The 23,897-nt window shown below is 70.3% G+C and carries 21 protein-coding genes, 1 rRNA gene and 1 riboswitch; of the genes, 6 read left to right on the top strand and 16 right to left on the bottom strand.

Features of this window, described 5'->3' with window-relative positions; genetic code table 11:
* Positions 1-33 precede the first annotated feature (33 nt).
* Both ACWC9R_RS31000 and ACWC9R_RS30995 read right to left on the bottom strand, forming a co-directional pair.
* Positions 34-648: a PadR family transcriptional regulator gene (locus ACWC9R_RS31000; protein ID WP_450736468.1), complete on the bottom strand. Its 615-nt coding sequence runs from the start codon at positions 646-648 to the stop codon at positions 34-36.
* Between the two features lie 184 nt (positions 649-832).
* Complete coding sequence (locus ACWC9R_RS30995) at positions 833-1,837, bottom strand: SDR family NAD(P)-dependent oxidoreductase (RefSeq protein ID WP_450736467.1); 1,005 nt, start codon at positions 1,835-1,837, stop codon at positions 833-835.
* 317 nt (positions 1,838-2,154) lie between these two features.
* On the opposite strand from ACWC9R_RS30995, the gene ACWC9R_RS30990 reads away from it, so the two are divergent.
* Together ACWC9R_RS30990 and ACWC9R_RS30985 are read left to right on the top strand one after the other, a co-directional pair.
* Entirely contained in the window at positions 2,155-2,691 is a 537-nt protein-coding gene (locus ACWC9R_RS30990; RefSeq protein WP_450736466.1) for a GNAT family N-acetyltransferase, read from the top strand.
* A gap of 150 nt (positions 2,692-2,841) precedes the next feature.
* The gene (locus tag ACWC9R_RS30985) at positions 2,842-3,663 is read left to right on the top strand and encodes a PhzF family phenazine biosynthesis protein (protein WP_450736464.1); all 822 of its coding nucleotides are present in this window, start codon (positions 2,842-2,844) and stop codon (positions 3,661-3,663) included.
* A gap of 69 nt (positions 3,664-3,732) precedes the next feature.
* Here ACWC9R_RS30985 and ACWC9R_RS30980 read toward each other — a convergent pair whose 3' ends face one another.
* Positions 3,733-4,542, bottom strand: a complete 810-nt coding sequence (locus ACWC9R_RS30980) for a CPBP family intramembrane glutamic endopeptidase (protein ID WP_450736462.1) — start codon at positions 4,540-4,542, stop codon at positions 3,733-3,735.
* Positions 4,543-4,735: 193 nt separating this feature from the next.
* Here ACWC9R_RS30980 and ACWC9R_RS30975 point away from each other — a divergent pair, with 193 nt between their 5' ends.
* Positions 4,736-6,523, top strand: a complete 1,788-nt coding sequence (locus ACWC9R_RS30975; RefSeq protein WP_450736460.1) for a substrate-binding domain-containing protein — start codon at positions 4,736-4,738, stop codon at positions 6,521-6,523.
* Positions 6,524-6,542: 19 nt separating this feature from the next.
* Here the strand turns inward: ACWC9R_RS30975 and ACWC9R_RS30970 are convergent, their stop codons facing one another.
* Positions 6,543-8,096, bottom strand: a complete 1,554-nt coding sequence (locus ACWC9R_RS30970) for a glutamate-cysteine ligase family protein (RefSeq protein ID WP_450736459.1) — start codon at positions 8,094-8,096, stop codon at positions 6,543-6,545.
* Positions 8,097-8,687: 591 nt separating this feature from the next.
* Here ACWC9R_RS30970 and ACWC9R_RS30965 point away from each other — a divergent pair.
* Positions 8,688-9,275 (top strand): hypothetical protein, encoded by a 588-nt coding sequence (locus ACWC9R_RS30965; RefSeq protein ID WP_450736457.1) that lies wholly within the window; start codon positions 8,688-8,690, stop codon positions 9,273-9,275.
* 330 nt (positions 9,276-9,605) lie between these two features.
* On the top strand, positions 9,606-9,800 hold the full coding sequence (locus ACWC9R_RS30960; RefSeq protein WP_450736491.1) for a DUF5999 family protein: 195 nt from the start codon (positions 9,606-9,608) through the stop codon (positions 9,798-9,800).
* Positions 9,801-9,869: 69 nt separating this feature from the next.
* On the opposite strand, the gene gcvP is transcribed toward ACWC9R_RS30960, so the two are convergent.
* Positions 9,870-12,755 carry an aminomethyl-transferring glycine dehydrogenase gene (gcvP, locus tag ACWC9R_RS30955; RefSeq protein WP_450736455.1) on the bottom strand — a complete coding sequence of 962 codons (2,886 nt, stop codon included), beginning with the start codon at positions 12,753-12,755 and terminating at the stop codon, positions 9,870-9,872.
* A gap of 187 nt (positions 12,756-12,942) precedes the next feature.
* A riboswitch (glycine riboswitch) is annotated at positions 12,943-13,039 on the bottom strand.
* Between the two features lie 114 nt (positions 13,040-13,153).
* Between gcvP and ACWC9R_RS30950 the strand changes: the two genes are divergently transcribed.
* Positions 13,154-13,537, top strand: coding sequence for a PRC-barrel domain-containing protein (locus ACWC9R_RS30950; protein ID WP_450736489.1), 384 nt, complete (start codon positions 13,154-13,156; stop codon positions 13,535-13,537).
* Here ACWC9R_RS30950 and ACWC9R_RS30945 read toward each other — a convergent pair.
* The 11 genes from ACWC9R_RS30945 to rrf form a co-directional block, all read right to left on the bottom strand.
* The gene (locus ACWC9R_RS30945; protein WP_450736453.1) at positions 13,447-14,910 is read right to left on the bottom strand and encodes a DNA polymerase IV; all 1,464 of its coding nucleotides are present in this window, start codon (positions 14,908-14,910) and stop codon (positions 13,447-13,449) included. The two genes, ACWC9R_RS30950 and ACWC9R_RS30945, sit on opposite strands and share 91 nt — an antisense overlap.
* Positions 14,911-14,977: 67 nt before the next feature.
* Positions 14,978-15,583, bottom strand: a complete 606-nt coding sequence (locus tag ACWC9R_RS30940) for a MerR family transcriptional regulator (protein ID WP_393358564.1) — start codon at positions 15,581-15,583, stop codon at positions 14,978-14,980.
* Between the two features lie 187 nt (positions 15,584-15,770).
* A complete protein-coding gene (locus tag ACWC9R_RS30935) occupies positions 15,771-16,244 on the bottom strand; it encodes a bifunctional nuclease family protein (RefSeq protein WP_006606439.1) in 474 nt (157 codons plus the stop codon).
* A gap of 56 nt (positions 16,245-16,300) precedes the next feature.
* The gene (gene ftsR / locus ACWC9R_RS30930; RefSeq protein ID WP_450736451.1) at positions 16,301-17,047 is read right to left on the bottom strand and encodes a transcriptional regulator FtsR; all 747 of its coding nucleotides are present in this window, start codon (positions 17,045-17,047) and stop codon (positions 16,301-16,303) included.
* 17 nt (positions 17,048-17,064) lie between these two features.
* Entirely contained in the window at positions 17,065-17,913 is an 849-nt protein-coding gene (locus tag ACWC9R_RS30925) for an FHA domain-containing protein (protein ID WP_450736449.1), read from the bottom strand.
* Between the two features lie 118 nt (positions 17,914-18,031).
* Positions 18,032-19,090 carry a DUF881 domain-containing protein gene (locus tag ACWC9R_RS30920; RefSeq protein WP_450736448.1) on the bottom strand — a complete coding sequence of 353 codons (1,059 nt, stop codon included), beginning with the start codon at positions 19,088-19,090 and terminating at the stop codon, positions 18,032-18,034.
* Between the two features lie 5 nt (positions 19,091-19,095).
* On the bottom strand, positions 19,096-19,428 hold the full coding sequence (locus ACWC9R_RS30915; protein WP_003984969.1) for a small basic family protein: 333 nt from the start codon (positions 19,426-19,428) through the stop codon (positions 19,096-19,098).
* Complete coding sequence (locus ACWC9R_RS30910) at positions 19,425-20,357, bottom strand: DUF881 domain-containing protein (protein ID WP_450736447.1); 933 nt, start codon at positions 20,355-20,357, stop codon at positions 19,425-19,427. The genes ACWC9R_RS30915 and ACWC9R_RS30910 overlap by 4 nt, the downstream gene beginning before the upstream one ends.
* A gap of 75 nt (positions 20,358-20,432) precedes the next feature.
* Positions 20,433-22,928: a sugar phosphate nucleotidyltransferase gene (locus ACWC9R_RS30905; RefSeq protein WP_450736446.1), complete on the bottom strand. Its 2,496-nt coding sequence runs from the start codon at positions 22,926-22,928 to the stop codon at positions 20,433-20,435.
* A gap of 121 nt (positions 22,929-23,049) precedes the next feature.
* Positions 23,050-23,658: a CDP-alcohol phosphatidyltransferase family protein gene (locus ACWC9R_RS30900; protein WP_450736444.1), complete on the bottom strand. Its 609-nt coding sequence runs from the start codon at positions 23,656-23,658 to the stop codon at positions 23,050-23,052.
* A gap of 146 nt (positions 23,659-23,804) precedes the next feature.
* Positions 23,805-23,897 (bottom strand): 5S ribosomal RNA (rrf, locus tag ACWC9R_RS30895); the annotation flags it as partial.

Raw genomic sequence — 23,897 nt, 5'->3', positions numbered from 1 at the left:
CCCCCGAAGGCTGCACTCCCCCGTTCTCCCCGCTCAGTCCTCCTCGGCAAGGATCAGATACAGCTCCTTGCGCGCCTTGTTGACCACCGCCATGGCCTTCTCCCGCTGCTCGGGACTGCCGGTGGCCCACACCTGACGGAACGCCTCGACCAGGCCGCCGCCCGCCTTGCGGATCTCGTTCATCGCATCCCAGTCGACACCGCGGCCGGCGTCCTCCCAGGGGGCGTCCGAGCCGCTGTCGGCCTCGGCGCGCCCGGCGTCGGTCAGCGAGAACAGCTTCTTTCCGCCCTCACTGGCACTGGCGATCAGCCCCTCGTCCTCCAGGAGCTGCAGCGTCGGATAGACCGAGCCGGGGCTGGGCTTCCACACACCGCCGCTGCGCTCGGCGATCTCCTGGATCATCTCGTAGCCGTGCATCGGACGGTCCTTGAGCAGCGCCAGGATCGACGCGCGCACATCGCCACGACGCGCCCGGCCGCGCGGCCCACCGCGCCCCCGGCCGCCTCCGAAGGGCGGCCCTCCGAATGGCGGCCCGAAGGGACCGAAGGCCGAGCGCCGCCGCTCCCAGCCGCCCGCGAAGTCGCCACGGCCGCCGGGGCGCCCGGGTCCGCAGTGCTCATGTCCGTGTTCATGTCCGTGGGAACGCATGATGACGTCCTCCCCATCCTTATCGTTGATCGGTCGCGATGCCTCAACGATATATCGGGAGTGTTCGTTGAGGCAAGACCTCGACTCCGACCCGGCTCGCCGAAGCGGTGCCCCGGCGCTCTGCCAGCCCCGAAGCGACTGTCCTGCGTCAGGAGATCTCCACCGCCTGTCCGGTCTCCTCCGGTCAGGCGTCTCCCTGGCCGCGCTCTGCCGCTGGGCCTTCGCTCCCGCCGGACCTTGTCGGTGCGGTGAACGTCAGGTCGCTGCCGGTCAGGTCGCGGCTGGCCGCCCACAGGCGTGCCGCGGTCGTGGTGTCGGCGAGGTGGTTCCAGAGGGGTTCGATCCTGGGCGTACCGCGCAGGCCGAACAGTCGGGGACTCCACATCTGGCCGCCGCGGACGCCCGGGTCGAGCACGGCCCGGACAGCGGGCCAGGCGGCAGCGTCCTTGCCCTGGACGAGAAGGCGGAGCGGCAGACGGCTCAGCCGCTCGCCGGCGGTCCGGACATGGAACGGCGGGCGCGACGGCGTCAGGGAGTCGAGCGCGCCGCCGGGATGAACGACCACGCTCAGCGTCCTGCTGCCGGCAGCACGCAGGCGGCGGTCGAGTTCGAAGCCGAAGAGCATCTGGGCCAGCTTCGACCGCGCATAGGCGCGTTTGGGCTGGTAGTCGTGCGTGCTCTGGAGGTCGTCGAGGTCCAGGCGTTCGGACTTGGCGGCGAAACTGCCGGTGGTGACGATCCGGCTTCCCGAGGTTGCCGTGAGCAGGGGGGCCAGGTGGTGGGTCAGCGCGAAGTGCCCCAGGTGGTTGGTGCCGAACATCAGCTCGTGGCCGGCTGTGGTTTCGCGGCGCGGTGGATCGTCGAGCGCCACACCGGCGTTGTGGACGACCGCGTCGAGGCGATCCAGTCCGAGCGCGTCCACGGATGCCTTGAGCGAAGCGAGATCGGCCAGGTCCAGGGGCAGGTGCCTCACCTTGGCGCCGGGGACACGCGAGGTGATGGAGGCGATCGCGTCTTCGGCCTTCGCCCTGGAGCGGCTGCCGAGAACGACCGTGGCCCCGGTGCCGGCGAGCTGCTCGGCGACGAAATACCCGATGCCCGCGTTGCCGCCGGTGACCAGGAAGACCTTTCCCTCGGCGGGCGGCAGCCGGTGGACGTCCCACTGCGGGACCTGGGGTACAGCGGGCATGGCGGGCTCCCGGAACTCGGAGTGGTCTGGAGGCGGGCGGACCGCACATTCGAAAGCGGCCACGCGCAGCTCCCACGGTCCTGGAAGCCACCGACATCCCGCCGACAGCCGGCCGACGGTGCGCAAGCCCGGTGCGGCAACAGCCGCGGCATCCCGCACCGATCAAGACAAGTGGCACAAACCCGCCCGGCCGTCACCATCACTCGCGTCACGGGACAGCGACCGCTGGATCAGCCCCGTCGGTGAGGGCCCGGGCCGGCGGGTTGGCCGATTCTCAAGGCTTGATCGCCTCCGGGCCCGCTGATTGGCTGGCCGGCATGACTGAACTCGGGCCCGTCGCATGGCCACCTGCCCCGATCAGGACCGAGAGGCTCGTGCTCCGTGAGCCCGAGGCCCGGGACCGCACGGCGGCCATCGAGCTGCTGGCCTCGCCAGAGGTGGGCACCTACCTCGGCGGCCCGCGGCCGCGTGACGAGCTCGAGCGCACGATCCCCGGGGCACCCGGCCGGCGCCCGGGCCTTTTCATCGTCGATCTCGACGGAGCGATGATCGGCCAGGTCATGCTCACCAGAGACACCGGCCACCTTCGAAAGGCCGCCGGAAGGGCCGAACTCGGCTACCTGTTCCTGCCACAGGCCTGGGGACGCGGATACGCCGGCGAGGCGTGCGCAGCGGCACTCGACTGGTTCGCCGGCGCGCTGCCCGGCGAACCGGTGGTGCTCGCCACCCAGACCGCCAACATCCGCTCGATGCGCCTCGCGGCGAAGCTGGGGTTCACCGAGGAAGAGCGGTTCGAGGCCTACGGCGCCGAGCAGTGGTTCGGCGTGTGGTCCCCGGCCGCGCCGTCCGCCTGAGCTCCCCCTCGCCTCCGCGAGACAGGCCACCGGTGGCGCCGCCCGGCACCCGACAAGCCACTCACACGGGCCACCGCCACCCCGCTTGCCGTCCAATTCCCCCGGATTGGCCTTGGCCCGCGGGTTCGCGGCGCCTCTACGCTCGCGGCCATGAGGATTCGCATCGTCGACGCCTTCAGTGAGCGTCCGTTCGCCGGCAACCCCGCGGGAGTCGTCCTGCTCGACTCCGGCGCCTTTCCCGAGACGGCCTGGCTCCAGCGCGTCGCCGCCGAGGTCAATCTTTCCGAGACCGCCTTCGCGCACCCGCTGCCCGCGGGCGGTGACGCCGACTGGGCGCTGCGCTGGCTCACCCCGGCCGCGGAGGTGAACATGTGCGGGCACGCCACTCTGGCCACCGCTCATGTGCTGCACACGACGGGGACGGCCACGGGTACGGTCCGCTTCCGCACCCGCAGCGGGGTACTGGCCACTACGGCCGACGACAGCGGGGCGATCACCATGGACTTCCCGACCGCCCCGCTCACCCCCGTCGAGGTACCGGCGGTGGTCGCGGACGCGCTCGGCACCGCGATCCGCTCCGCGCACGACACCGGCCCCGACGTCGGCGACCTCCTGGTCGAGCTGGCCGATGAGCGGTCCGTACGGGCGCTGGCCCCGGATCTGAAGGCGCTCGCCGGGCACGGCGGCCGCGGGGTGATCGCCACCGCGCGCGCCGAAGACCCCGACGGCGGCTACGACTTCCTCTCGCGCTGCTTCTTCCCCTCGGTGGGCATCGACGAGGACCCGGTAACGGGCAGCGCGCACACCGCGCTCGCCCCGTTCTGGTCGGCGCGCCTGGGCCGCGCCAACCTGGTCGGCTGGCAAGGCGGCGCCCGCACCGGCTTCGTACACACCGAACTGCGCGGCGACCGGACCCTGCTGACCGGTTCAGCGGTCACCGTCATCGACGGGGAACTACTGGCCACCGGCTGAACCGGCCCGCAGGGCAGCCGCCCACGGGAGGCGCGGCAGGCACCGGTGGTGCCCCGCGCCTCCGCCGGCTCACGGCGTCGGCAGCCACCCCACCCGGCCGGCGAGCAGCGCGTAGCCGACGAACGCCACGATGTCGATCAGTGCGTGGGCGGCGACCAGCGGCCCCACCCGCCCCCACCGCCGGTAGAGCAGGACGAAGAGCACGCCCATCACCATGTTGCCGACGAAGCCGCCGATGCCCTGGTAGAGGTGGTAGGAGCCGCGCAGCACCGAGCTGGCCGCGAGTGCCGCCAGCGGTGACCAGCCCAACTGCCCCAGCCTGCGCAGCAGATACCCGACGACGATGACCTCCTCCAGGACGGCGTTCTGCACCGCGGAGGCGATCAGCACCGGGATCTTCCACCACACGTCGGGCAGTGCCTCGGGGACCACCGTCAGATTGAATCCGGCCGTCCGCGCGCCCAGATAGAGCAGCAGACCGCTGCCACCGATGACGGCCGCCAGCCCGACACCGCGGCTCAGGTCGAAGACAGGCCGCCGCCGGTCGAACCCGATCACCCGCAGACCGCCGGCCCGTTCCCGCAGCAGCAGATGCGCCACCAGCACCACCGGCACCAGCGCGGAGGCGATACCGAACAGCTGCCAGGCGAGATCCAGCCAGGGACGGCCGGGCGCATGGGAGCCGTTGAGCGTCGCCGCCTGGTCCTTGAGTCCGCCGGGCTTGGTCACCGACCCGATGAAGCTGATCAGCGCCGACAGCCCGCTGGCCCCCAGCGAGAGGGCCAGGACGATCCACGTCTCGCTCCGCAGAATGCCCCGGGACGGCTCCCCCACGAGCCCGTCACCAGGCCCTTGACCTGGAACGTCCGCATCGGCCACGGGACTTGTATCCGACTGCACACTTCCTCCGCTTCCGCCGTTACCGCCTCGGTGCCACCACCGCCCCGCTAGGGTCTCGGCAGCAGGTCCGAAGATCGCGCACGACAGGCCGGGGACGGGCGCCATCCCGATGGCGCGTTTTCCCCTACCGGCGCATCCCGGTCGAGCTCCGAGAAGGAGAGGCGCTACCGCAATGGGACGACACAGCTTGCCCGACGGACCCGTACCGGCGCGCACGGGGGCCCGCCGAGGGGTACATCCGCGCACGCTCGTCCTCGCCACCGGTGTGGCGCTGGCCGTCGCCGCCGGCACGGTCGTGGCGCTGGACACCGGTCTGCTCGCGTTCGGCGGACCGTGCGGCGGCGAGGCGACACAGCTGGCGGTGGCGGCCTCGCCCGATATCGCCCCGGCGATCGAGGCGGTGGCCGAGTCGGCGCGGAAGGAGGCGATACGCACCGACGGCAGATGTCTGGACGTCAAGGTCACCTCGCGGGCCGCCCACGAGGTCGCCGACGCCTTCGCGCAGCGGCCGGTCGATCCCGAATTCCAGGTCTGGATACCGGATTCGAGCCTGTGGGTGGACCGGGTCGGCGCCGAGCGCGGCACCCCGCTGGCCACCGCCGGCACCCTCGCCTCGTCGCCGGTCACGCTGGGCGCCGTGCCCCAGGCCGCCAGATCGCTGGGCTGGCCGGCGAAGACCTACACCTGGACGGAACTGGCCCGGGCCACGACCTCCGGCGACGCCCTGCACCTCGGCGTCGCCGACCCGTCCCACAGCGCCACCGGACTGCTCTCCCTGGCCCGCATCAGCGCCGCCAACGCCAAGGCGGCACCGGACCCCGTCGCCGCGGACACCCGCACCGCCGCCACGGCACGACTGCTCAACCAGCGGACCGCGGACGACGACCGGCAGGCCATGGCCACCCTGCCCCGCGACGGCTCTGCTGCCGAGCAGCGCAGCCCTCGCCGCAACCAGGCGCTGCTGCTCTCCGAGCAGGCCGCCTTCGCCCACAACAGACGTGCGGCCGGCGGGCCGGAGCTGGACCTGCTCTACCCCAAGGACGGCACGGCCCGGCTCGACTACCCGTACACCCTGGTCGACAACAACGAGACGTCCCCGGACCAGTCGCGCGCCGCCAACCGCTTCATGACGCTGCTCAGCGAACCCGCCGGCCAGCGTGAGCTGCGCCGGTCCGGCTTCCGGGGCCCCAACGGCGAGGCCGACCCGAAGGTGGTCCGCGCCGCCGGCGGGCGCGCGCCCCAGCCGTACTCCGCCGACGCCGCCGAGCCGCCGACGGCGAAGGAACTCCAGGCCCTGATGGGCATGTGGACGATCACGGTGCAGAGCGCCCGGCTCTCCACCGTCGTGGACGCCTCGTCCTCGATGAGCGCACCCGTCCCGGGGCACAGCGGCCGGTCCCGTATGGACCTCGCCAAGAACTCCCTCCTCCAGGCGCTGACCACCTTCACCTCCGACGACGAGATCGGGCTGTGGAAGTTCGCCACCTCGCTCGGCGGCGACACGGACTATGTGGAGCTGTCCCCCACCGAGCGGCTCGGCGGGCGGGGCAAGGACGGCGGCACCCACCGCGAAGCGCTCGCCGACGCCTTCCGCTCACTGGCCCCCGAACCCCAGGGCGCCACCGGCCTGTACGACACCACGCTCGCGGCCTACGAGAAGGCCCGCTCGTCCTATGTGAGCGGGAAGTTCAACGCGCTGGTCGTCGTCACCGACGGCACCAACGACGACGCCCACGGCATCGGTCTCGACGCCCTGGTGAGCAAGCTGGAGAAGCTCTCCGACCCGAAGCGGCCGGTGCCGCTGATCGCCCTCGCGGTCGGTCCGGAGGCCGACACCGCGGCCCTGGCCCGCCTCGCCGCGCCGACCGGCGGCTCGACGCACCGGGTCAGCGACCCGTCGCAGATCCACCGGGTGATGCTCAAGGCCATCATGGCGGCGGGCAGCGACGGACCGCGCTGAACGGCTCCGGGACTCCGGGCTACGCCCCCTCGGTCGCCGCCTGCCGTGGTTCCGGTACGGCGGCGCGCCCACCCGCCGGCCAGGCGACCGGCCAGGTGTGCACCGGCTTCCCCGTGTGCATCAACTCGCTGTAGCGCCGGGTCATCGCGGCGAGCGCGGCATCCCGGTCCAGGCCCTGGCGCCGCGCGTGGTGGAAGGCCGCGGCCTGCCAGGACGCCCCGTTCACCCGGCGCCGGCAGCGCTCGTCGATGATGCCGAGGTAGTGGTCACGGTCGGCCGGCTCCACCCCCCAGGCGTCCAGCCCGCGCGCCGCCAGCGGCAGCAGCTCCTCACGCACCAGCCGTACGGCCGGGACGCCCGCGGTTCCGCCCGACCGCCCGGGACGCGGCCATTCCAGGGTGGCGTCGATGCCGTACCGGCAGGCGGTGTCGAAGTTGTGGGCCGCCGCGGCGAACGGCAGCCGCGACCAGACCGGGCGCGGCTCCTCGGCCAGCGCCCGCACCAGGCCGTAGTAGAAGGCGGTGTTGGCGATGACGTCGGTGACGGTGGGGCCGGCCGGCAGCACCCGGTTCTCGACCCTGAGGTGCGCGACGCCGTCGGCGACCGCGTAGACGGGGCGGTTCCAGCGGTAGACCGTGCCGTTGTGCAGGACCAGTTCGGCCAGGTCGGGCACCCCGCCCTCATCGAGGACGCGCAGCGGCTCCTGCGGCCCGCAGACCGGCAGCAGCGGCGGGTAGTAGCGCACGTTCTCCTCGAACAGGTCGTACGCGGAGTCGATCCAGCGCTCACCGAACCAGGTACGGGGGCGCACGCCCTGGGCCTGCAACTCGGGCGAGCGGGTGTCGGTGGCCTGCTGGAAGACCGGCGGCCGCGACTCGCGCCACAGCTCACGGCCGAAGAGGAACGGCGAGTTGGCGCCGACCGCCACCTGTACCGCGGCGATGGCCTGTGCCGCGTTCCAGACGGCGGCGAAACGGCCCGGCGTCACCTGGAGATGCAGCTGAACCGACGTACAAGCGGCCTCCGGCGCGATCGAGGGCGAGCGGGAGACCAGGTGCTCGACGCCCCGGATGTCCAGGGCGAAGTCCTCGCCGCGGGCCGCCCGCATCTGGTCATTGAGAAGGACGTAGCGGTCGTTCTCGGAGAGGCTGGCGGCCGTGAGGTCGGTGGCGTGCAGGGTCGGCAGAATGCCGATCATCACGATCCGGGCGGCGACCTCCCTGGCCTTCCTTTCCGCATAGCCGAGCCCCGTACGGAGTTCCTCGGCGAGCTGGTCCAGCACCCGGCCGCTCAAGCGGTGCGGCAGGATGTTGACCTCGAGGTTGCACTGGGCGAGTTCGGTCTGGAAATCACCACTGGCGATGCGCTCCAGTACTTGAGTGTTCATCATGCGCGGCAGTCCGTCGGCACCGGCGAGATTGAGTTCGATCTCCAGACCCATGAGATCTCTGGGACGGTCGAACCGCTTCTCCGTCAGGAGCCGGTGCAATCCCTCAAGACAGTCGTGCAGCTTTCTTCGGTAACGCTCCCGGTCCGCCAGGTCGATCCCGTCCGCAGCGACCTTCTCCCCCATCGAAGGGTCCCTCCTTCAGTGAACAGCCCGCGGCCACGGGCCGCTTGGGGCCGTCCCCGGCACCGCCGGGGCTCGCGCTACGGTCGATGATGCCCACGGCAATCTGATCAATAACGCCGCGACGGCATGCCGGTGCCGATAGGCTCGAAGTGGTGCAGCATCCGGCACGGCCCACAGGCATATCTGCTCGGCAATCACCAGCGGCAATTCGCTTGTGAGAAAGACCGGCCAGTTCCGGCCTACCGCGCCACCGCGGCAATACGAGGTGGCGTCACCGAAACGCCGCGCAAAGCGGTGGAAAGCACCTCGCACAGCGGTCCTGATTTCCCCTTGCCGGAAATCCACAAGACCGGTAGCAGAAACACTTTCGGAACATACGTCGTATAAACTCCGCTTACGAGGCAGAGACTTGGCGCCCAGCGTCCAGGCGCTCTCACCGACTCCGGACACCGCGGCCGACCCCGCCGGGCCGCGGCCCCGAACCGGCCATGCTCTGACCCCGCCCGCAGACAACGCCGTTTGCACCCGCCACGCTCCACCGTGTCTCCGAGCCACGCTCCGCCGTGTCTCCGAAGTGAGAGGCGACCCACCATGCCGCTGCACCTTCCCCCTGCCCCCGCGCCCGCCCTGCGCAGCGTTCTCGCCGCTCTCGGCTCGCCCTCCGCGGTCCGCGAGGCCCCGGTCTCCGCACTCCGCGCCCATCAGGGCCCGCTCAGCCCCGACCACCCGCTGCCCATCCACGTCTGGGACGACATCAGCCGGGCCGGCGGCACCCCGCACACCCGGCTGGCCGGATGGAGCTTCCTGATCCGCGGCGGGGAGCGTGCCGTGGCGGCCGCCGAGACGGTCCTCACCGCGGACGGCTGGACCTTCGGGCGCTTCTGCGGCGGCCCCTACGTCGCCGCGACCGAGCAGGCACTGGCCCAGGCCGACTCACTCGCCACGCCCTACCAGCCGCGTCTGCTGTCGGTCCCCGAGCTGTACATGCTCACGCTGTGGCTGCATCACGACCTCGCCTCCGACGGCGCCGAGGGGCTGCCCGCACCCGCCGACCTGCTGGTGCCGCTGGCGCCCGCCCCGCCGGGTATCGCCGCGCACCGCCCCCAGCACCTCGCCGACCTGCTCCCCCGGCTCACCCTGCGGCTCGCGCCCGCCCCGCTCCTCGCCGAACCCGCCTGACCGGCGGTGCCGCCCCGAGTTGCGGCGCCCGCCGTCCTGCCCGAGCGTGCCCCGCGGCCCCGTCCGGCCACGGGGCGCTCACGCATGCTCACCCACGCGGCCTAGTCCGCGGATACCACGCCCAACCCTCTTGGGGACGAGTGCAATTGGGAGCAACCGCCCGCACGGGTGACGCGTCCCTACCGAGTGAGTACCGCTGCTGCGAAATCCCTGCGGAATCGCGTCCGTGGGGCAACACTGGGACCGACCGACAGAAACGGGGGAGCGGCCATGAACACCTCATCGAGCCGCACGACGACGTTCACCTCACCGCAGCGAAAGACAACTCCCATGTGCCAGCACCAACCGCCATGCCCGTCAGCAGACTCCACCGACCGGGAGGCCGCACACCTTGTGGCGCACCATCCGGAGCAGGGCTGGAGCCTGCTCTGCAACGGCGTCCTGCTCTTCGAGGACACCGGTGAGCTGCTCCCGGACGGGCAGGTCATCGCCCCGCACCGCACCCGGGTCGGCGCCGCCGCCTGACCCGCCGCGCTCACCACGAACCACAGGGCCCCCGGCAGATCTGCCGAGGGCCCTTGCTGCTGCCGTGGGTCAGTTGTCGTACTCGTCCAGCGGCGGGCAGGAGCAGACGAGGTTACGGTCGCCGTAGGCACCGTCGATCCGGCGCACCGGCGGCCAGTACTTCTCGGCGACGGAGACACCGGCCGGGAAGACGGCCTCCTCGCGGGTGTACGGGTGCGTCCAGTCGCCACCGAGCGCGCCCGCGGTGTGCGGGGCGTTGCGCAGCGGGTTGTCGTCCTTGTCCCACTCCCCCGAGCCGACCTTCTCGATCTCCGCACGGATGGCGATCATCGCGTCGCAGAACCGGTCCAGCTCCGCGAGGTCCTCGCTCTCGGTCGGCTCGATCATCAGGGTGCCGGCCACCGGGAACGACATCGTCGGCGCGTGGAAGCCGTAGTCGATCAGCCGCTTGGCCACATCGTCGATGCTCACACCGGTCGCCTTGGTCAGCGGCCGGACGTCGATGATGCACTCGTGCGCCACCAGACCGCCGGGGCCGGTGTAGAGCACCGGGTAGTGCGGCTCCAGGCGCTTGGCGATGTAGTTCGCGCTGAGGACCGCGACCTGGGTGGCGCGCTTGAGGCCCTCACCGCCCATAAGGCGGACGTACGCCCAGGAGATCGGCAGGATGCCGGCCGAGCCCCAGGGAGCGGCGGAGATCGGCCCGACGCCGGTCTCGGGGCCAGCGCCCGGCTGCAGCGGGTGGTTGGGCAGGTACGGCGCCAGGTGGGCGCGGACGCCGACCGGGCCGACACCGGGGCCACCGCCGCCGTGCGGGATGCAGAAGGTCTTGTGCAGGTTCAGATGCGAGACGTCGCCGCCGAACTTGCCGGGCTCGGCGAGCCCGACCAGCGCGTTGAGGTTGGCGCCGTCGACGTAGACCTGGCCGCCGGCCTCGTGCACCGCCGCGCAGATCTGGGTGATGTGCTCCTCGAACACCCCGTGGGTGGAGGGGTAGGTCACCATCAGGACCGCGAGCTCGTCACGGTGCTTCTCGATCTTGGCGTGCAGGTCGTCGGTGTCGACCTCGCCGTCCTCACCGGTCTTGACGACGACGACCTTCATCCCGGCCATCACTGCGCTGGCGGCGTTGGTGCCGTGCGCCGACGACGGGATCAGGCAGACCGTGCGCTGCTCGTCGCCATTGGCGCGGTGGTAGGCGCGGACGGCCAGCAGACCGGCCAGCTCGCCCTGCGACCCGGCGTTCGGCTGGATGGAGACCTTGTCGTAGCCGGTGACCGTGGCCAGCCGCTCCTCCAGCTCCTGGATCAGCGTGAGGTAGCCCTCGGCCTGGCCGGCCGGCGCGAACGGGTGCAGCTGGCCGAACGCGGGCCAGGTGACCGGCTCCATCTCGGTGGTGGCGTTCAGCTTCATCGTGCAGGAGCCGAGCGGGATCATGCCGCGGTCCAGCGCGTAGTCCTTGTCGGCGAGGGTGCGCAGGTAGCGCAGCATCGCCGTCTCGGAGCGGTGCTCGTGGAAGACCGGGTGCGCGAGGTAGTCGTCGTGGCGCAGCAGCCCCTGCGGCAGCGCCTCGGCCGCGGCGGCGTCCAGCTGCTCGACGTCGCCCTGCACCCCGAAGGCACTCCAGACGCCGGCCAGCTGCGCCCGCCCGGTGGTCTCGTCACAGGCGATGCCCACCAGGTCCGCGTCGACCTGCCGGAGGTTGACCCCGGCCTCGCGGGCGGCGGCGACGACGTCGGCGGCCCGACCGGGCACCCGCGCGGTCAGGGTGTCGAAGTACGCGTCGTGCACGATCTCCACCCCGCCGGCCCGCAGGCCCTCGGCGAGGACCGCGGCGTAGCGGTGGGTGCGCCGGGCGATGGTCCGCAGGCCCTCGGGCCCGTGGTAGACCGCGTACATGCCGGCCATGACGGCGAGCAGCACCTGCGCGGTGCAGATGTTGCTGGTGGCCTTCTCCCGGCGGATGTGCTGCTCACGGGTCTGCAGCGCCAGCCGGTAGGCCTTGTTGCCGTCGGCGTCGACGGAGACGCCCACGAGACGGCCGGGGAGGCTGCGGGCGAACTGGTCACGGACAGCCATGAAGCCGGCGTGCGGTCCACCGAAGCCCATCGGGACACCGAAGCGCTGGGTGGTGCCGACGGCGATGTCCGCGCCCAGCTCACCGGGCGAGGTGAGCAGCGTCAGGGCGAGCAGGTCGGCGGCGACGGTGACGATCGCGCCCAGCTCGTGGGCCTGCTCGATGAGGGCGCGGGGGTCACGCACCGCACCGGAGGCGCCCGGGTACTGGAGCAGCACACCGAACACACCGCGCTCGGCGATCTCGGCCGGAATGCCGTCGGACAGGTCCGCGACCACGACCTCGACGCCGGTGGGCTCCGCACGGGTCTCGATCACGGCGACGGTCTGCGGCAGACAGTCGGCGTCGACCAGGAAGACACCCTGCTTGACCTTGCCGACACGGCGGGAGAGCGCCATCGCCTCAGCGGCGGCGGTGCCCTCGTCCAGCAGCGAGGAGCCGGAGGTGGGCAGTCCGGTCAGGTCGGCGACCATGGTCTGGAAGTTCAGCAGCGCCTCCAGGCGGCCCTGCGAGATCTCCGGCTGGTAGGGCGTGTACGCCGTGTACCAGGCCGGGTTCTCCATGACGTTGCGCAGGATCACCGGCGGGGTGAACGTGCCGTAGTAGCCGAGACCGATCATGGAAGCGAGGACCTGGTTGCGGTCCGCCAGGCCCTGGAGCTCCTTGAGCACCTCGGCCTCGGTACGGGCCTGCGGCAGGCCGAGCGCCTCGGCGCTCTTGATCACATCGGGCACGGCGGTGGCGGTGAGCTCGTCCAGCGACCCGAAGCCGATGTGCGCGAGCATCTTCGCCTGCGCCGCCTGGTCGGGACCGATGTGCCGGCGCTCGAAGGGGGTGCCGCTTTCCAGCTCGGTCAAGGAGATGCGATTGGTGGTCATCTGCGGGGGCCTCCTGGTCGGTGCGACCTACGAGGGGCACCACGGCGCGGGTGCCCGGACGGCCTCCCCCTCTGTCATCTAACCTGAGAGCTTCACCGGCCCGCCCAGGAGCGGCCCGGCTTTCACCGTCGGTGAGGGGGGTCTCGGCGCTGTGCCGTCCGTGGCCCGCCCTGCTTTCCAGAGTGACCTCGTCCATGCGGTACGGGTGCCTGAGAGATTCCGGGGAGGAGTTGCTCCTTCGGCGCCCTGGTCGCGAACGACAAGGACTCTCCCGCACGGGGTCTGCGGCCAATCGCCAGCCTACCAGCGTGGCTCTCGAAGGCTCCTTCGAGTGGCCGGGGCATGAAATGTGCCGTTTGGTAGTTGTCACAGGGCAGTTGCGACCAATTGGAGGGGCCGTGCAAACCGATATCGATCCCCGAAGCCTGATCGGCCGCAAAGCATTCGACCGTAACGGCGCGAAAATAGGGACCATCGACGAGGTCTACCTCGACGATGCGACGGGGGAACCGGAGTGGGCGGCCGTACGCACCGGACTCTTCAGCCGGGATGCGTTCGTCCCCCTGGAGCCCAGCAAAATGGTCGATGAGGGACTGCACATTCCTTACGACCGCAAACTGATCAAGGACGCCCCGGACTTCGGCGTGGGCCGTCACCTCTCCCCTGAGCAGGAACTTCAGCTCTATCACCACTATCGCCTGGATATTTCTTCCCCGACCTCTGATCCGGTGCCGGGCTCCGGCGACACCAACTTCGGCAAGATCGCCGGCTCGGACGACTGACCATCCGCCGGCGCCCCGCCCACCAGCGGCAGGGGCTCCCCCGGCCGCAGCGCCGGGTCCTCGACAGCGAAGGTCCGCACCCTCCCCGGTGCGGACCATGGCGTTTCGAAGCGGACGGTCACCCTCCCCACCCCGCTCCCCTGCACCCAGCCGGCGCCGTACTCCTCGTGCACCACGTCCAGCCCCGGATGCCAGCGCCGCGGCGGCTCCTCCTCGGCCTCCCGCCGCTCCGCGCCCCCGGCGGCCTGCTCCGCCGCCGCGGCAGCGGCCGCCGCGGCCGACTCCGCCGCCTCCCGCTCCGTCGCCACCTGGGCGAACAGGTCCTCCTGTGTGAAGTCCGCCAGCCCGCTGACCCCCACGCCCAGCAGCCGCACCCCGCCGGTGGTGTCCACCGTCTCCAGCAGGCGCACAGCGGCCTCCCGTATCACCGCCGGATCGTCGGTGGGTCCGCGGAGCGTCTCGGAACGGGTCAGCGTCGAAAAGTCGTAGTTGCGCACCTTGATGACCACCGTCCGCCCGGAACGCCCGGCCGCCCGCAGCCGCTGGACGCACCGGTCCGCCAGCCGCAGCACCTCGCTCCGCACCCGCGTCCGGTCGGTCAGGTCCACCTCGAAGGTGTCCTCGACGGAGATCGACTTGGCGTCCCGCTCAGCCACCACCGGCCGGTCGTCCTGCCCCAGCGCCATCCCGTACAGCCCCGCGCCGTGCGCCTTGCCCAGCAGCCGCACCAGCTCGGCCTCACCGGCCTCCGCGGTCTCCTGAACGGTATGAATCCCGGCCCGGCGCAGCGTCTCGGCCGTCGCGGGCCCCACCCCGGGCAGCGTCCGCACCGTCATCGGCCCCAGCAGCTCCCGTTCCGTGCCCGGCTCGATCACCACCAGGCCGTCCGGCTTGGCCGCCTCGGAGGCGATCTTCGCCAGCATCTTCGCCCCGGCCAGCCCGACCGAGCCGGTCAGCCCCGTCGCGGACCGGATGTCCCGCCGCAGCTGCTCCCCCACGGCCCGTACGGCCGCCGACTCGGCCGGCACCCCGCCCGCCTCCAGATCGACGAACGCCTCGTCCAGGCTCAGCGGCTCCACCAACGGCGACAGCGCGTGCAGCAGCTCCATCACCGCCTCACTCACCTGGCGGTACAGGGTGAAGCGAGGGCTGAGATAGGCGGCGTTGGGACACAGCCGACGGGCCTGGGCCGTCGGCATCGCGGACCGGACCCCGAACACCCGCGCCTCGTACGAGGCCGTGGAGACCACACCGCGCCCGCCGACGCCGCCGACCACCACCGGTTTTCCGCGCAGGCTCGGTTTGGCCGCCTGCTCGGCGGCCGCGAAGAACGCATCCATGTCCAGATGCAGGATCGTCGGCGCGGGTCTCACATCTCCGATGCTGCCCCATGCCACTGACAATCGGCCCCATGCCGGGCCGCGCGCTCCGCCCGGGGACTCAGCCCGCGCGGTGACGCCGCCGCGCCAGCTCGTCCTGCGGGTTCTTCCCGATCAGCGTCTCGCCGGTGTCGACGCGCTCCCCGTGGAGCTGTGACAGCGCGCCCTCCACGTCCCGCCAGACCACTCCGACGGCGATCCCGAAGACGCCCTGACCGCCCTGGAGCAGATCCACGACCTGGTCGGGCGAGGTGCACTCGTAGACCGTCGCGCCATCGCTCATCAGCGTCATCCGCGTCAGATCCGCCAGCCCGCGCGAGCGCAGATGCTGGACGGCAGTGCGGATGTTCTGCAGCGACACCCCGGTGTCCAGCAGCCGCTTGACGATCTTCAGGACCACGACGTCCCGGAAACTGTAGAGCCGCTGGGTGCCGGAGCCGTAGGCCGGCCGGATGCTCGGCTCCACCAGGCCCGTACGCGCCCAGTAGTCGAGCTGCCGATAAGTGATGCCCGCTGCCGCACAAGCGGTCGGGCCGCGATAGCCGATGTTCTGAGCCTCGCAGTCCCCCGACACCGCCGCGGCCGGTGCCGGCGCAGGGTTCGCTGCCGCGCTCGAGTGGAGCGGCAACGCCCCTTCCGCCGCCATACCGTCGCCGGTGATTGCCACGCCGCCCTCCGTCCTCCACGTCCCGGACGGGACCTGCCACATCGACGGTATGCAGTCACTCGGGGTGCGTCAACGATCGCCGCGCTCGCCACGCCGAGTGATAATCACCCTACGAGTGGTTTCTCGTGACCTCGCACGGGGAAGGCCTGATTGTTTGGCCGGAATCAGGCGGTTCGACTGGCCGATATCACTGGCTGTTGGTCCCGAAGTCCTCGGGCGAGATCTGGTCGAGGAACTCGCGGAACTTCTCCACCTCGTCCTCCTGCTCGTCCGGGATGGCGATCCCCGCGTCGTCCAGCACACCGTCCGTACCGAAGATCGGCGTTCCGGTGCGCAGGGCCAGCGCTATCGCGTCCGACGGACGCGCACTGACCTCGACCCCGCTCGCGAAGACAAGTTCGGCATAGAAAACCCCCTCGCGCAGATCCGTGATGCGGACCTGCGTCAGCTCCTGGCCCACCGCTTCCAGCACGTCCTTGAAAAGGTCGTGCGTCAGCGGCCTGGCAGGGACCATGCCCTGCTGGGCAAAGGCGATGGCGGTGGCCTCCCCTGGCCCGATCCAAATGGGCAAGTATCGATCGCCTCCCACCTCCCGCAGGAGCACGATCGGTTGGCTGGAAGGCATTTCCACCCGGACACCCACGACGTCGAGCTCGTTCACACAGCAACCCTAGGACGTGCCCGGCAGGTTTGGGTAGTCGGGCACTCGTTTGCTCGCTACGGGCGGACCCGCAGCGCGCTCTGCAGCAAGGCCGCGTGGAGCCGTACGGACAGCGTCGCCAGCTCCCTGGCGGTGGCTTCGGCATGCGCCCTGGTCTGCGGGTTACGGTGCCGCCGAAGGGGTGCAACGACCTGTTCGACCAGGCCCGCCTCGCGCTCGGCCGCCGCCTTCACCGCACGCAGATGCCGCGGCTCCAGACCGAATCGGCCCAGGTCCGCGACAAGTTTGGCGACCGTGACGGCCTCGATGTCGTATCCGCCGTCCGCATGGGGGACGATGAGTCCGTAGGACTCCCAGTCGGCGAGCGCCGCCTCGTCCACGTCCGCGGCGGCCAGCAGCTCGGCCCGGCCGATCCGGGCAGCCGTCGGAGGCTCCGTATCCGGGTCGGGCAGGCCCTCGACCAGATCCCGGGTGGGTGCGGCCGGGGCCGGCAGCGGCACCTGCTCACCGCGCGCCAGAGCGTCGAGATGCTCCCGGATGACCTTGAGCGGCAGATAGTGGTCCCGCTGCATCCGCAGGACGGCGGCCAGCCGCCCGACATCGTCCTGCGTGAATTTGCGGTAGCCGGAAGGCGTGCGCTTCGGCTCGACGAGTCCCTCGGCCTCCAGGAAGCGAATCTTGGAGATGGTGACCTCGGGAAACTCCTCGCGCAGCTGGGTGAGCACCGTGCCGATGCTCACCGGCTTGCCATCCGAGGAGGCGGCACCGGCAGAACCGGCGCCGCCTTTCGGTGTATCGCGCATACGCCTTCCCCGGCCGGTCAGATACCGGCGCCTCGCTGGCTCGCGTAGAAGACCAGACGGAACTTGCCGATCTGGACCTCGTCGCCGGTCGCGAGGGCGACGGAGTCGATCCGCTCACGGTTGACGTAGGTGCCGTTCAGGCTGCCGACGTCGGCGACGGTGAAGAGACCGTCGGAACCGCGACGGAATTCCACGTGCCGACGCGAGACCGTCACATCGTCGAGGAAGATGTCGCCCTGCGGATGCCGGCCGGCCGTGGTCAGCTCGCTGTCCAGCAGGAAGCGGCTGCCCGAGTTCGGCCCCCGGCGGACGACCAGCAGCGCCGATCCCAACGGGAGAGCGTCCACGGCCGCCTGGGCCTCGGGCGACAGCGACGGCGCCAGATTCTGGCCCGTCGTCTCCGAGTCGTAGGCCTCCAGCCCCGAAATGGAGATGGTCGACGTCGTCTCGGACGCCCGCTCGGGCTGGGCACCCGCACGCAGCGGCGCGCCACAGTTGGAGCAGAACCGGCTCGCCTCGGCGTTCTGGTTCCCACACCTCGTACAAACCGGCAAGGCCGACCCTCCACCCGTGTGTGCGGCTGATGGTTCCTGGGAACCTATGCGGCCGGCACCGGAGGGGTCAACAGAACCCGCGCCGTACCCCCCGGACGGACTGCTGACCTCGTCACGGAAGAGCGGACGGTCCTCGGACGCGCCGCTCTCGTCGGGCTGACGCGGAGCGCGGTGCCGCGCCGAGCCGCTGTCGCCCTCCTGGCGTGCGCTCTTGCCAAAAAGCTTTCCAAACAACTTCACGGGCGATTCCCCTTGAACGAAACAGACCCGCCCGTGGGGCAGGACGAACCCTCGATGCACACACCGGCCCATCCGGACATCCTGTGAACGTCCGTGGCCTTCAGACAGTTTCCACCACACACCACACGCACGGTGCGTCGACCCCCCGCTACCTCATGCCCTTCCCGGGCACTCGACATACGTGCACGCCTCACTGAGATGACAACCGAGCGTAGTCAGGCCGCTTCGCCTCTCGCAAGGCGTTCACAATGATCTTCTCCTCACGGGTCACAGACACCTTGGCCTGCTCCTTCTCCAGAGTCTGGACCACTCCGCCAGGGATGTTCAGCGCCGGTTCCAAGTCCTCCGGCTTGCCGATGACCTTGAAGCGGAACGGCTGCATGACGCGCTTGCCGTCGATCTCCACGCCACCCCGGACATCCGAGAGATAGCTGTCCGCGACGACCCGTACGTCGTTGACCTGGATGGCCTCCGCGCCGGCCGCCCGCAGTTCCTGGATGGTGTCCAGCAGCTTGTCCGCCTCCACGGAGTGCGTCGGGTCGTCGATGGTCAGGTTGATGCCGGGCCCCCGTGCCGCGACGGTCCCGGCCAGCACGCCCAGCTGCTGTTCCTTCTCCACGGTCTGCTTACGGGCCTCCTCGGCCTGGTCCGAGCTGTTCTCCAGCTCGGTCTTCTGCCCTTCCAGGCGCCGCTGTTCATCGGTCAACCGCTGGGAGCGGTTGTCCAGCTCGTCCAGAATGCGCACCAGGTCCTCCTGGCGCGCACCTCTCAGCGCACTGCTGTCACTTGTGGAACGTACCTGAATCGCCAGGCCGAGGCCGAGAATGAACAGCAGCAGCGCGACGATCAGTTGAGCCCGGGTCAGCCGCGGCGGCCACAGACTCGCAACGAGCCGCTCCCGACCGGTCTTCGGGCGTTCCGCACCCCCGTCGTCATCGGCAACGACGTCCGGGGTCGAGGAGTCTGCCCCTTTGCCCTGCTTCTGTCCAGCACTGTCCGGTTCCTGGGCTTCGGCTCCGTCACCGGACTCCGCCGGCTCGGGGGTGTTCCAGCTCGCGGGCGGCATCGGACGCCGGCCGGCCGGGCCACCGTCCGGCTCCGGCTCCGTCCGCTCCGGCTCCGTCCGCTCCGGTTCCGTCCCCTCCGCCGCCTTCGCCTGCTCCGGTTTCCGCTCCGGCTGGTTCTTCTCCAGCTCGGCCTTCTTCTCCGGCTCGGGCTTCTCCGGCTCCGGGGCCTGGTCCTCGGTCATCCGCCTCACGCCCTGAAGACGTGCCGGCGGATCGCGGCGGCGTTGGAGAAGATCCGGATACCCAGCACCACGACGACGCCGGTGGAGAGTTGGGCACCGACACCCAACTTGTCGCCGAGGAAGACGATCAGCGCGGCGACCACGACATTCGACAGGAAGGAGACCACGAAGACCTTGTCGTCGAAGATGCCGTCCAGCATGGCGCGCAGACCGCCGAACACGGCGTCCAGCGCCGCGACGACAGCGATCGGCAAGTAGGGCTCGACCACCGTCGGCACCACGGGTCGGACGACAAGCCCGACCACGACTCCCACGATGAGGCCCAAAACGGCGATCACGATGTGCCCTTCCCTGTGTCGGCGCCGTCCGCCTTGGCGGCGCCGGCCTGCGGCTTTGCGGTACGTACGATCAAGCTGGGCGCGGGCGGCAGCGTGACCCCGTTCTCAGCGGAAATCCTGGTGCGCACGCCGTAGTTCTCCTGCAGCACATGCAGGTACTGACCGTCGGCGCTGTCCTGGAACGCGGTGCTCAGCCGCTGCCCGTCCCCCACCGCCAGCACCGTATAAGGCGGCACCAGTGGCTTGTTGTCGACCAGTATGGCGTCTCCCGCGGCTCTGATCGCCGAGAGTGACGTAAGCCGCTGCCCATTGACGGAGATGGCCTCCGCACCGGACGCCCACAGACCGTTGACGACGCGTTGCATATCCCTGTCGCGTACCCGCCCGGTGTCCGAAAAACCACTGCTTTCGCGCGGACCGCCGCCGCTGGACGCCGCGCCCTTCGCATCGTCCACGACGAGCTTCACGCCAGGGCCGGTGACCTGGGTCGAGCCGGACAGCAGGGCCAGCAGCTCCGCCTTGTCGCCGCCGTGTCTCTTCAGCGCCTCGCGCTGCATGGTGCTGACATCGTCCCGGAGCGCGTCGACCCGCTTCTGCTGCCGGTCCGCCTCCCCGGTGCCCTTCTGGATGCGGTTGATCAGTTCCTCGCGCTCCTTGGCGAGCGTGGGTGCTGATATCCGCGCCTGCGCCGCCCCCACCGTCACCACGACCGCGGCCAGCACCAAACCGGCCGCCAGGCCCAACTTCGCCCGCAGGGTGCGCGGCAGCCCGCGTACCCCGGCTTCGGACTTGCGCGCGGCGGCCTCGGCATATCCGTCATCGAGGCTGTGATCCATCACGTTGGTCAGCAGCGACATGGACGCATCGGGGCGCGCGGCCGGCGTATTCGGGTTGCTCCGATCGGGGCGCTGCTGCGACATGCCGCACATCGTCGCACGTCGGCCGCGCGGTCTCCCAATGGCCCCACCGGCGTGCCGATTCACGGCCCGCCGGCGGGGCCCCGGTCAGCGTCCCGCGCTGTCCACCACCGCGGACCACTCGTCCAGCAGCTGCTGGGCGGAGGCGTCATCCGGCCCCTCCGCCCACAGGTGCGTGACCGCCTCCGCGGGGTCCGGCAGCACCAGGACCCAGCGGCCGTCGGACTCCACGACCCGTACCCCGTCGGTGGTGTCCACGTCCCGGTCGCCGGCGGCCTCGACCACATGCCGCATGACCAATCCCTTGACCGCCCACGGGGTGGCCAGGTCCCGGCGCTGGACATGCGCCCGTGGGATACGGGCGTCGATCTGGCTGAGCGTGAGCTGGGTACGGGCGACCAGGCCGATCAGCCGGACGAACGCGGCCGCGCCGTCGAAGACGCTGCTGAACTCCGGGATGAGGAAGCCGCCCATGCCGTCCCCGCCGAAGACCGTGCCGTCGGCGCGGCCCACCCGGGTCAGATCGTCGGGCGAGGTCGTCGTCCACTCCACCTGCGTCCCGTGATACGCCGCCACCTGCTCGGCGATCCGGGTCGTGGTCACCGGCAGCGCCACCCGCCCGGTACGCCGCTCGGCCGCCACCAGATCCAGCATGACCAGCAGCGCGCGGTCGTCCTCGATGATCCGGCCGCGCTCGTCCACCAGGGAGAGCCGCTCGCCTACGGGGTCGAAGCGCACGCCGAAGGCGGCCCGCGCCGAGGCCACGATCTCGCCGAGCCGGACCAGGCCGGCACGCCGGGCGTCGGCGGTCTCGGTCGGCCGGGATTCGTCGAGCCCGGGGTTGATGGTCAGGGAGTCGACGCCGAGCCGTCCCATAAGACTGGGCAGGACCAGGCCCGCACTGCCGTTGGAGGCGTCCACGACGACCTTGAGTCCGGAATCGCTGACGCCCGTGGTGTCCACGGCCCGCAGCAGCGATCCGGTGTAGGAGTCGAAGACGCTGGCCGGGAAGATCAGATCGCCGATCTCGCCAGGGAAGGCGCGACGGTACTCCTGGCGGGCGAAGACCCGGTCGAGCTTGCGCTGCCCGGCCTGTGAGAGGTCGGCGCCCCGCTCGTCGAAGAACATGATGTCCACGGAGTCCGGCACACCGGGCGTCGTGCGGACCATGATCCCGCCGGCACTGCCCCGCGCGGTCTGCTGGCGGGCCACGGGCAGCGGGACGTTCTCCAGGTCGCGTACGTCGATGGCGCTGGCCTGCAGCGCGGAGATCACGGCACGTTTGAGCGCCCGCGCACCACGGGAGTGGTCGCGGGCGGTGGTGACCGTGGAGCCTTTCTTGAGCGTGGTGGCGTACGCCCCCGCGAGCCGTACCGCGAGTTCCGGTGTGATCTCGACATTGAGGATGCCGGACACCCCGCGGGCGCCGAACAGATGCGCCTGCCCCCGGGACTCCCAGATCACCGACGTGTTGACGAACGCGCCGGCCTCGATGGTCTTGAACGGATAGACCCGCACATTGCCCTGGACGATCGACTCTTCGCCGATCAGGCATTCGTCGCCGATGACGGCGCCGTCCTCGATCCGGGCGGCCCGCATGATGTCGGTGTTCTTGCCGATCACGCAGCCGCGCAGATTGCTCTGCTGCCCGATGTAGACGTTGTCGTGCACGACGGCACGGTGCAGGAACGCACCGCTCTTGACGACGACATTGGAGCCGACGACGGTGTGCTCACGCAGCTCCACACCGGCTTCGATCTTGGCGTAGTCGCCGATGTACAGCGGGCCGCGCAGCACCGCGTCGGAATGGACCTCGGCGCCCTCCGCGACCCATACGCCCGGCGAGATCTCGAAGCCGTCGATTTCGACATCGACCTTGCCTTCGAGCACGTCGGCCTGGGCCTTCACATAACTCTCGTGCGTGCCGACGTCCTCCCAGTAGCCCTCCGCGACATAGCCGTAGATCGGCTTGCCTTCCTTCATGAGCTGCGGAAAGACATCACCCGACCAGTCCACCGACACATCGGGCTCGAAATAGTCGAAGACCTCCGGCTCCATGACGTAGATGCCGGTGTTGACGGTGTCCGAGAAGACCTGGCCCCAGGTGGGCTTTTCCAGGAAGCGTTCGACCTTTCCGGCCTCGTCGACGATGGTGATGCCGAACTCGAGCGGATTGGGGACCCGCGTCAGGCAGACGGTGACCAGGGCGCCCTTTTCCTTGTGGAAGCGGATCAGATCCGTGAGGTCGAAGTCGGTGAGGGCGTCACCGGAGATGACGAGGAAGGCGTCGTCCTTGAGGGCTTCCTCGGCATTCTTCACACTGCCCGCGGTACCGAGCGGCTTTTCCTCGTTGGCATAGGTGAGCTCCATTCCGAGCTCTTCTCCGTCGCCGAAGTAGTTCTTGACGAGGGAGGCAAGGAATTGCACGGTCACGACGGTCTCGCTGAGACCATGCCGCTTCAGCAGCCTGAGCACATGCTCCATGATCGGCCGGTTGACGACCGGAAGCAGGGGCTTGGGCATACTGGACGTCATGGGGCGAAGTCGTGTTCCTTCGCCACCGGCCATCACAACGGCCTTCATGTCGGAAGCGTCCTCCTCTAAGAGACGACGGTCTTGCCGACTTCACTTGTCCAGTTCGCCCACTGTTCCTGTTATCGCGTACGGGCGCCGGGCCTTGGCACCAGCTGCCGGTCCGGAAAGCTCAGTCGGCCGTGGTGTCCGCTCTGATGAGTCGGCGGACTTGGACCACGTAGAGGATTCCTGCCCACCAGTACAGCGCTGTACCCCATCCTGCGAACGCCCATCCGAAAACGGCAGCAAGTGTGTGAAGCCAGCCGGTTCCGCTGCTCAGGAGGAGCAGCGGGAAGGCGTACATCAAGTTGAACGTAGCCGCTTTGCCCAGGAAGTTCACCTGGGGCGGCCCGTATCCGTGGCGTCCGAGGAATCCGATGGCGATCAGCAGCATCACTTCCCGTGCCAGCAGGGCCGCGGTCAGCCAGACCGGCAGGATCTCGCGCCAGGTCAGGCCGACGAGGGTGGACAGGATGTAGAGGCGGTCGGCGGCCGGGTCGAGGATGCGGCCCAGGCTGCTGATCTGGTTCCAGCGCCGGGCGAGCTTGCCGTCCAGATAGTCACTGACCCCGCTCAGCGCGAGGACCAGCAACGCCCAGCCATCGGCCTTCGGGCCGCCGAATACCGGCCACAGGATCAACCACAGGAACAACGGCACGCCGAGCAGGCGAGCCATGCTCAGGATATTCGGGATGGTGAGGACGCGATCCGTCTGGACCCGCGTCTCCTGGACCTCCACGCGGAAGCCTCCTGTGGGAAATCTGCCAACGATGCCCCCTGACCTTACCTGGCCCGCCGGCGACGCCGTGCCGCGGGTCCCAAGATCACCACAACGCAAGAAAGCCCCTCGGGAACTCGCGTTCCCGAGGGGCTTTTTCAAAATTTGTTCGGCGGCGTCCTACTCTCCCACAGGGTCCCCCCTGCAGTACCATCGGCGCTGAAAGGCTTAGCTTCCGGGTTCGGAATGTAACCGGGCGT

It is taken from the genome of Streptomyces sp. NPDC001219, assembly GCF_053597915.1.
This window is presented reverse-complemented; position numbering and strand designations above follow the sequence as displayed.

Coding starts and splice junctions, on each gene's coding strand:
- ACWC9R_RS30975 (WP_450736460.1), top strand. CDS start 4,736: ATGGGACGACACAGCTTGCCCGACGGACCCGTACCGGCGCGCACGGGG.
- ACWC9R_RS31000 (WP_450736468.1), bottom strand. CDS start 648: ATGCGTTCCCACGGACATGAACACGGACATGAGCACTGCGGACCCGGG.
- ACWC9R_RS30995 (WP_450736467.1), bottom strand. CDS start 1,837: ATGCCCGCTGTACCCCAGGTCCCGCAGTGGGACGTCCACCGGCTGCCG.
- ftsR (WP_450736451.1), bottom strand. CDS start 17,047: ATGCGCGATACACCGAAAGGCGGCGCCGGTTCTGCCGGTGCCGCCTCC.
- ACWC9R_RS30965 (WP_450736457.1), top strand. CDS start 8,688: ATGCCGCTGCACCTTCCCCCTGCCCCCGCGCCCGCCCTGCGCAGCGTT.
- gcvP (WP_450736455.1), bottom strand. CDS start 12,755: ATGACCACCAATCGCATCTCCTTGACCGAGCTGGAAAGCGGCACCCCC.
- ACWC9R_RS30970 (WP_450736459.1), bottom strand. CDS start 8,096: ATGGGGGAGAAGGTCGCTGCGGACGGGATCGACCTGGCGGACCGGGAG.
- ACWC9R_RS30905 (WP_450736446.1), bottom strand. CDS start 22,928: ATGAAGGCCGTTGTGATGGCCGGTGGCGAAGGAACACGACTTCGCCCC.
- ACWC9R_RS30990 (WP_450736466.1), top strand. CDS start 2,155: ATGACTGAACTCGGGCCCGTCGCATGGCCACCTGCCCCGATCAGGACC.
- ACWC9R_RS30960 (WP_450736491.1), top strand. CDS start 9,606: ATGTGCCAGCACCAACCGCCATGCCCGTCAGCAGACTCCACCGACCGG.
- ACWC9R_RS30925 (WP_450736449.1), bottom strand. CDS start 17,913: ATGGGCCGGTGTGTGCATCGAGGGTTCGTCCTGCCCCACGGGCGGGTC.
- ACWC9R_RS30920 (WP_450736448.1), bottom strand. CDS start 19,090: ATGACCGAGGACCAGGCCCCGGAGCCGGAGAAGCCCGAGCCGGAGAAG.
- ACWC9R_RS30985 (WP_450736464.1), top strand. CDS start 2,842: ATGAGGATTCGCATCGTCGACGCCTTCAGTGAGCGTCCGTTCGCCGGC.
- ACWC9R_RS30910 (WP_450736447.1), bottom strand. CDS start 20,357: ATGTGCGGCATGTCGCAGCAGCGCCCCGATCGGAGCAACCCGAATACG.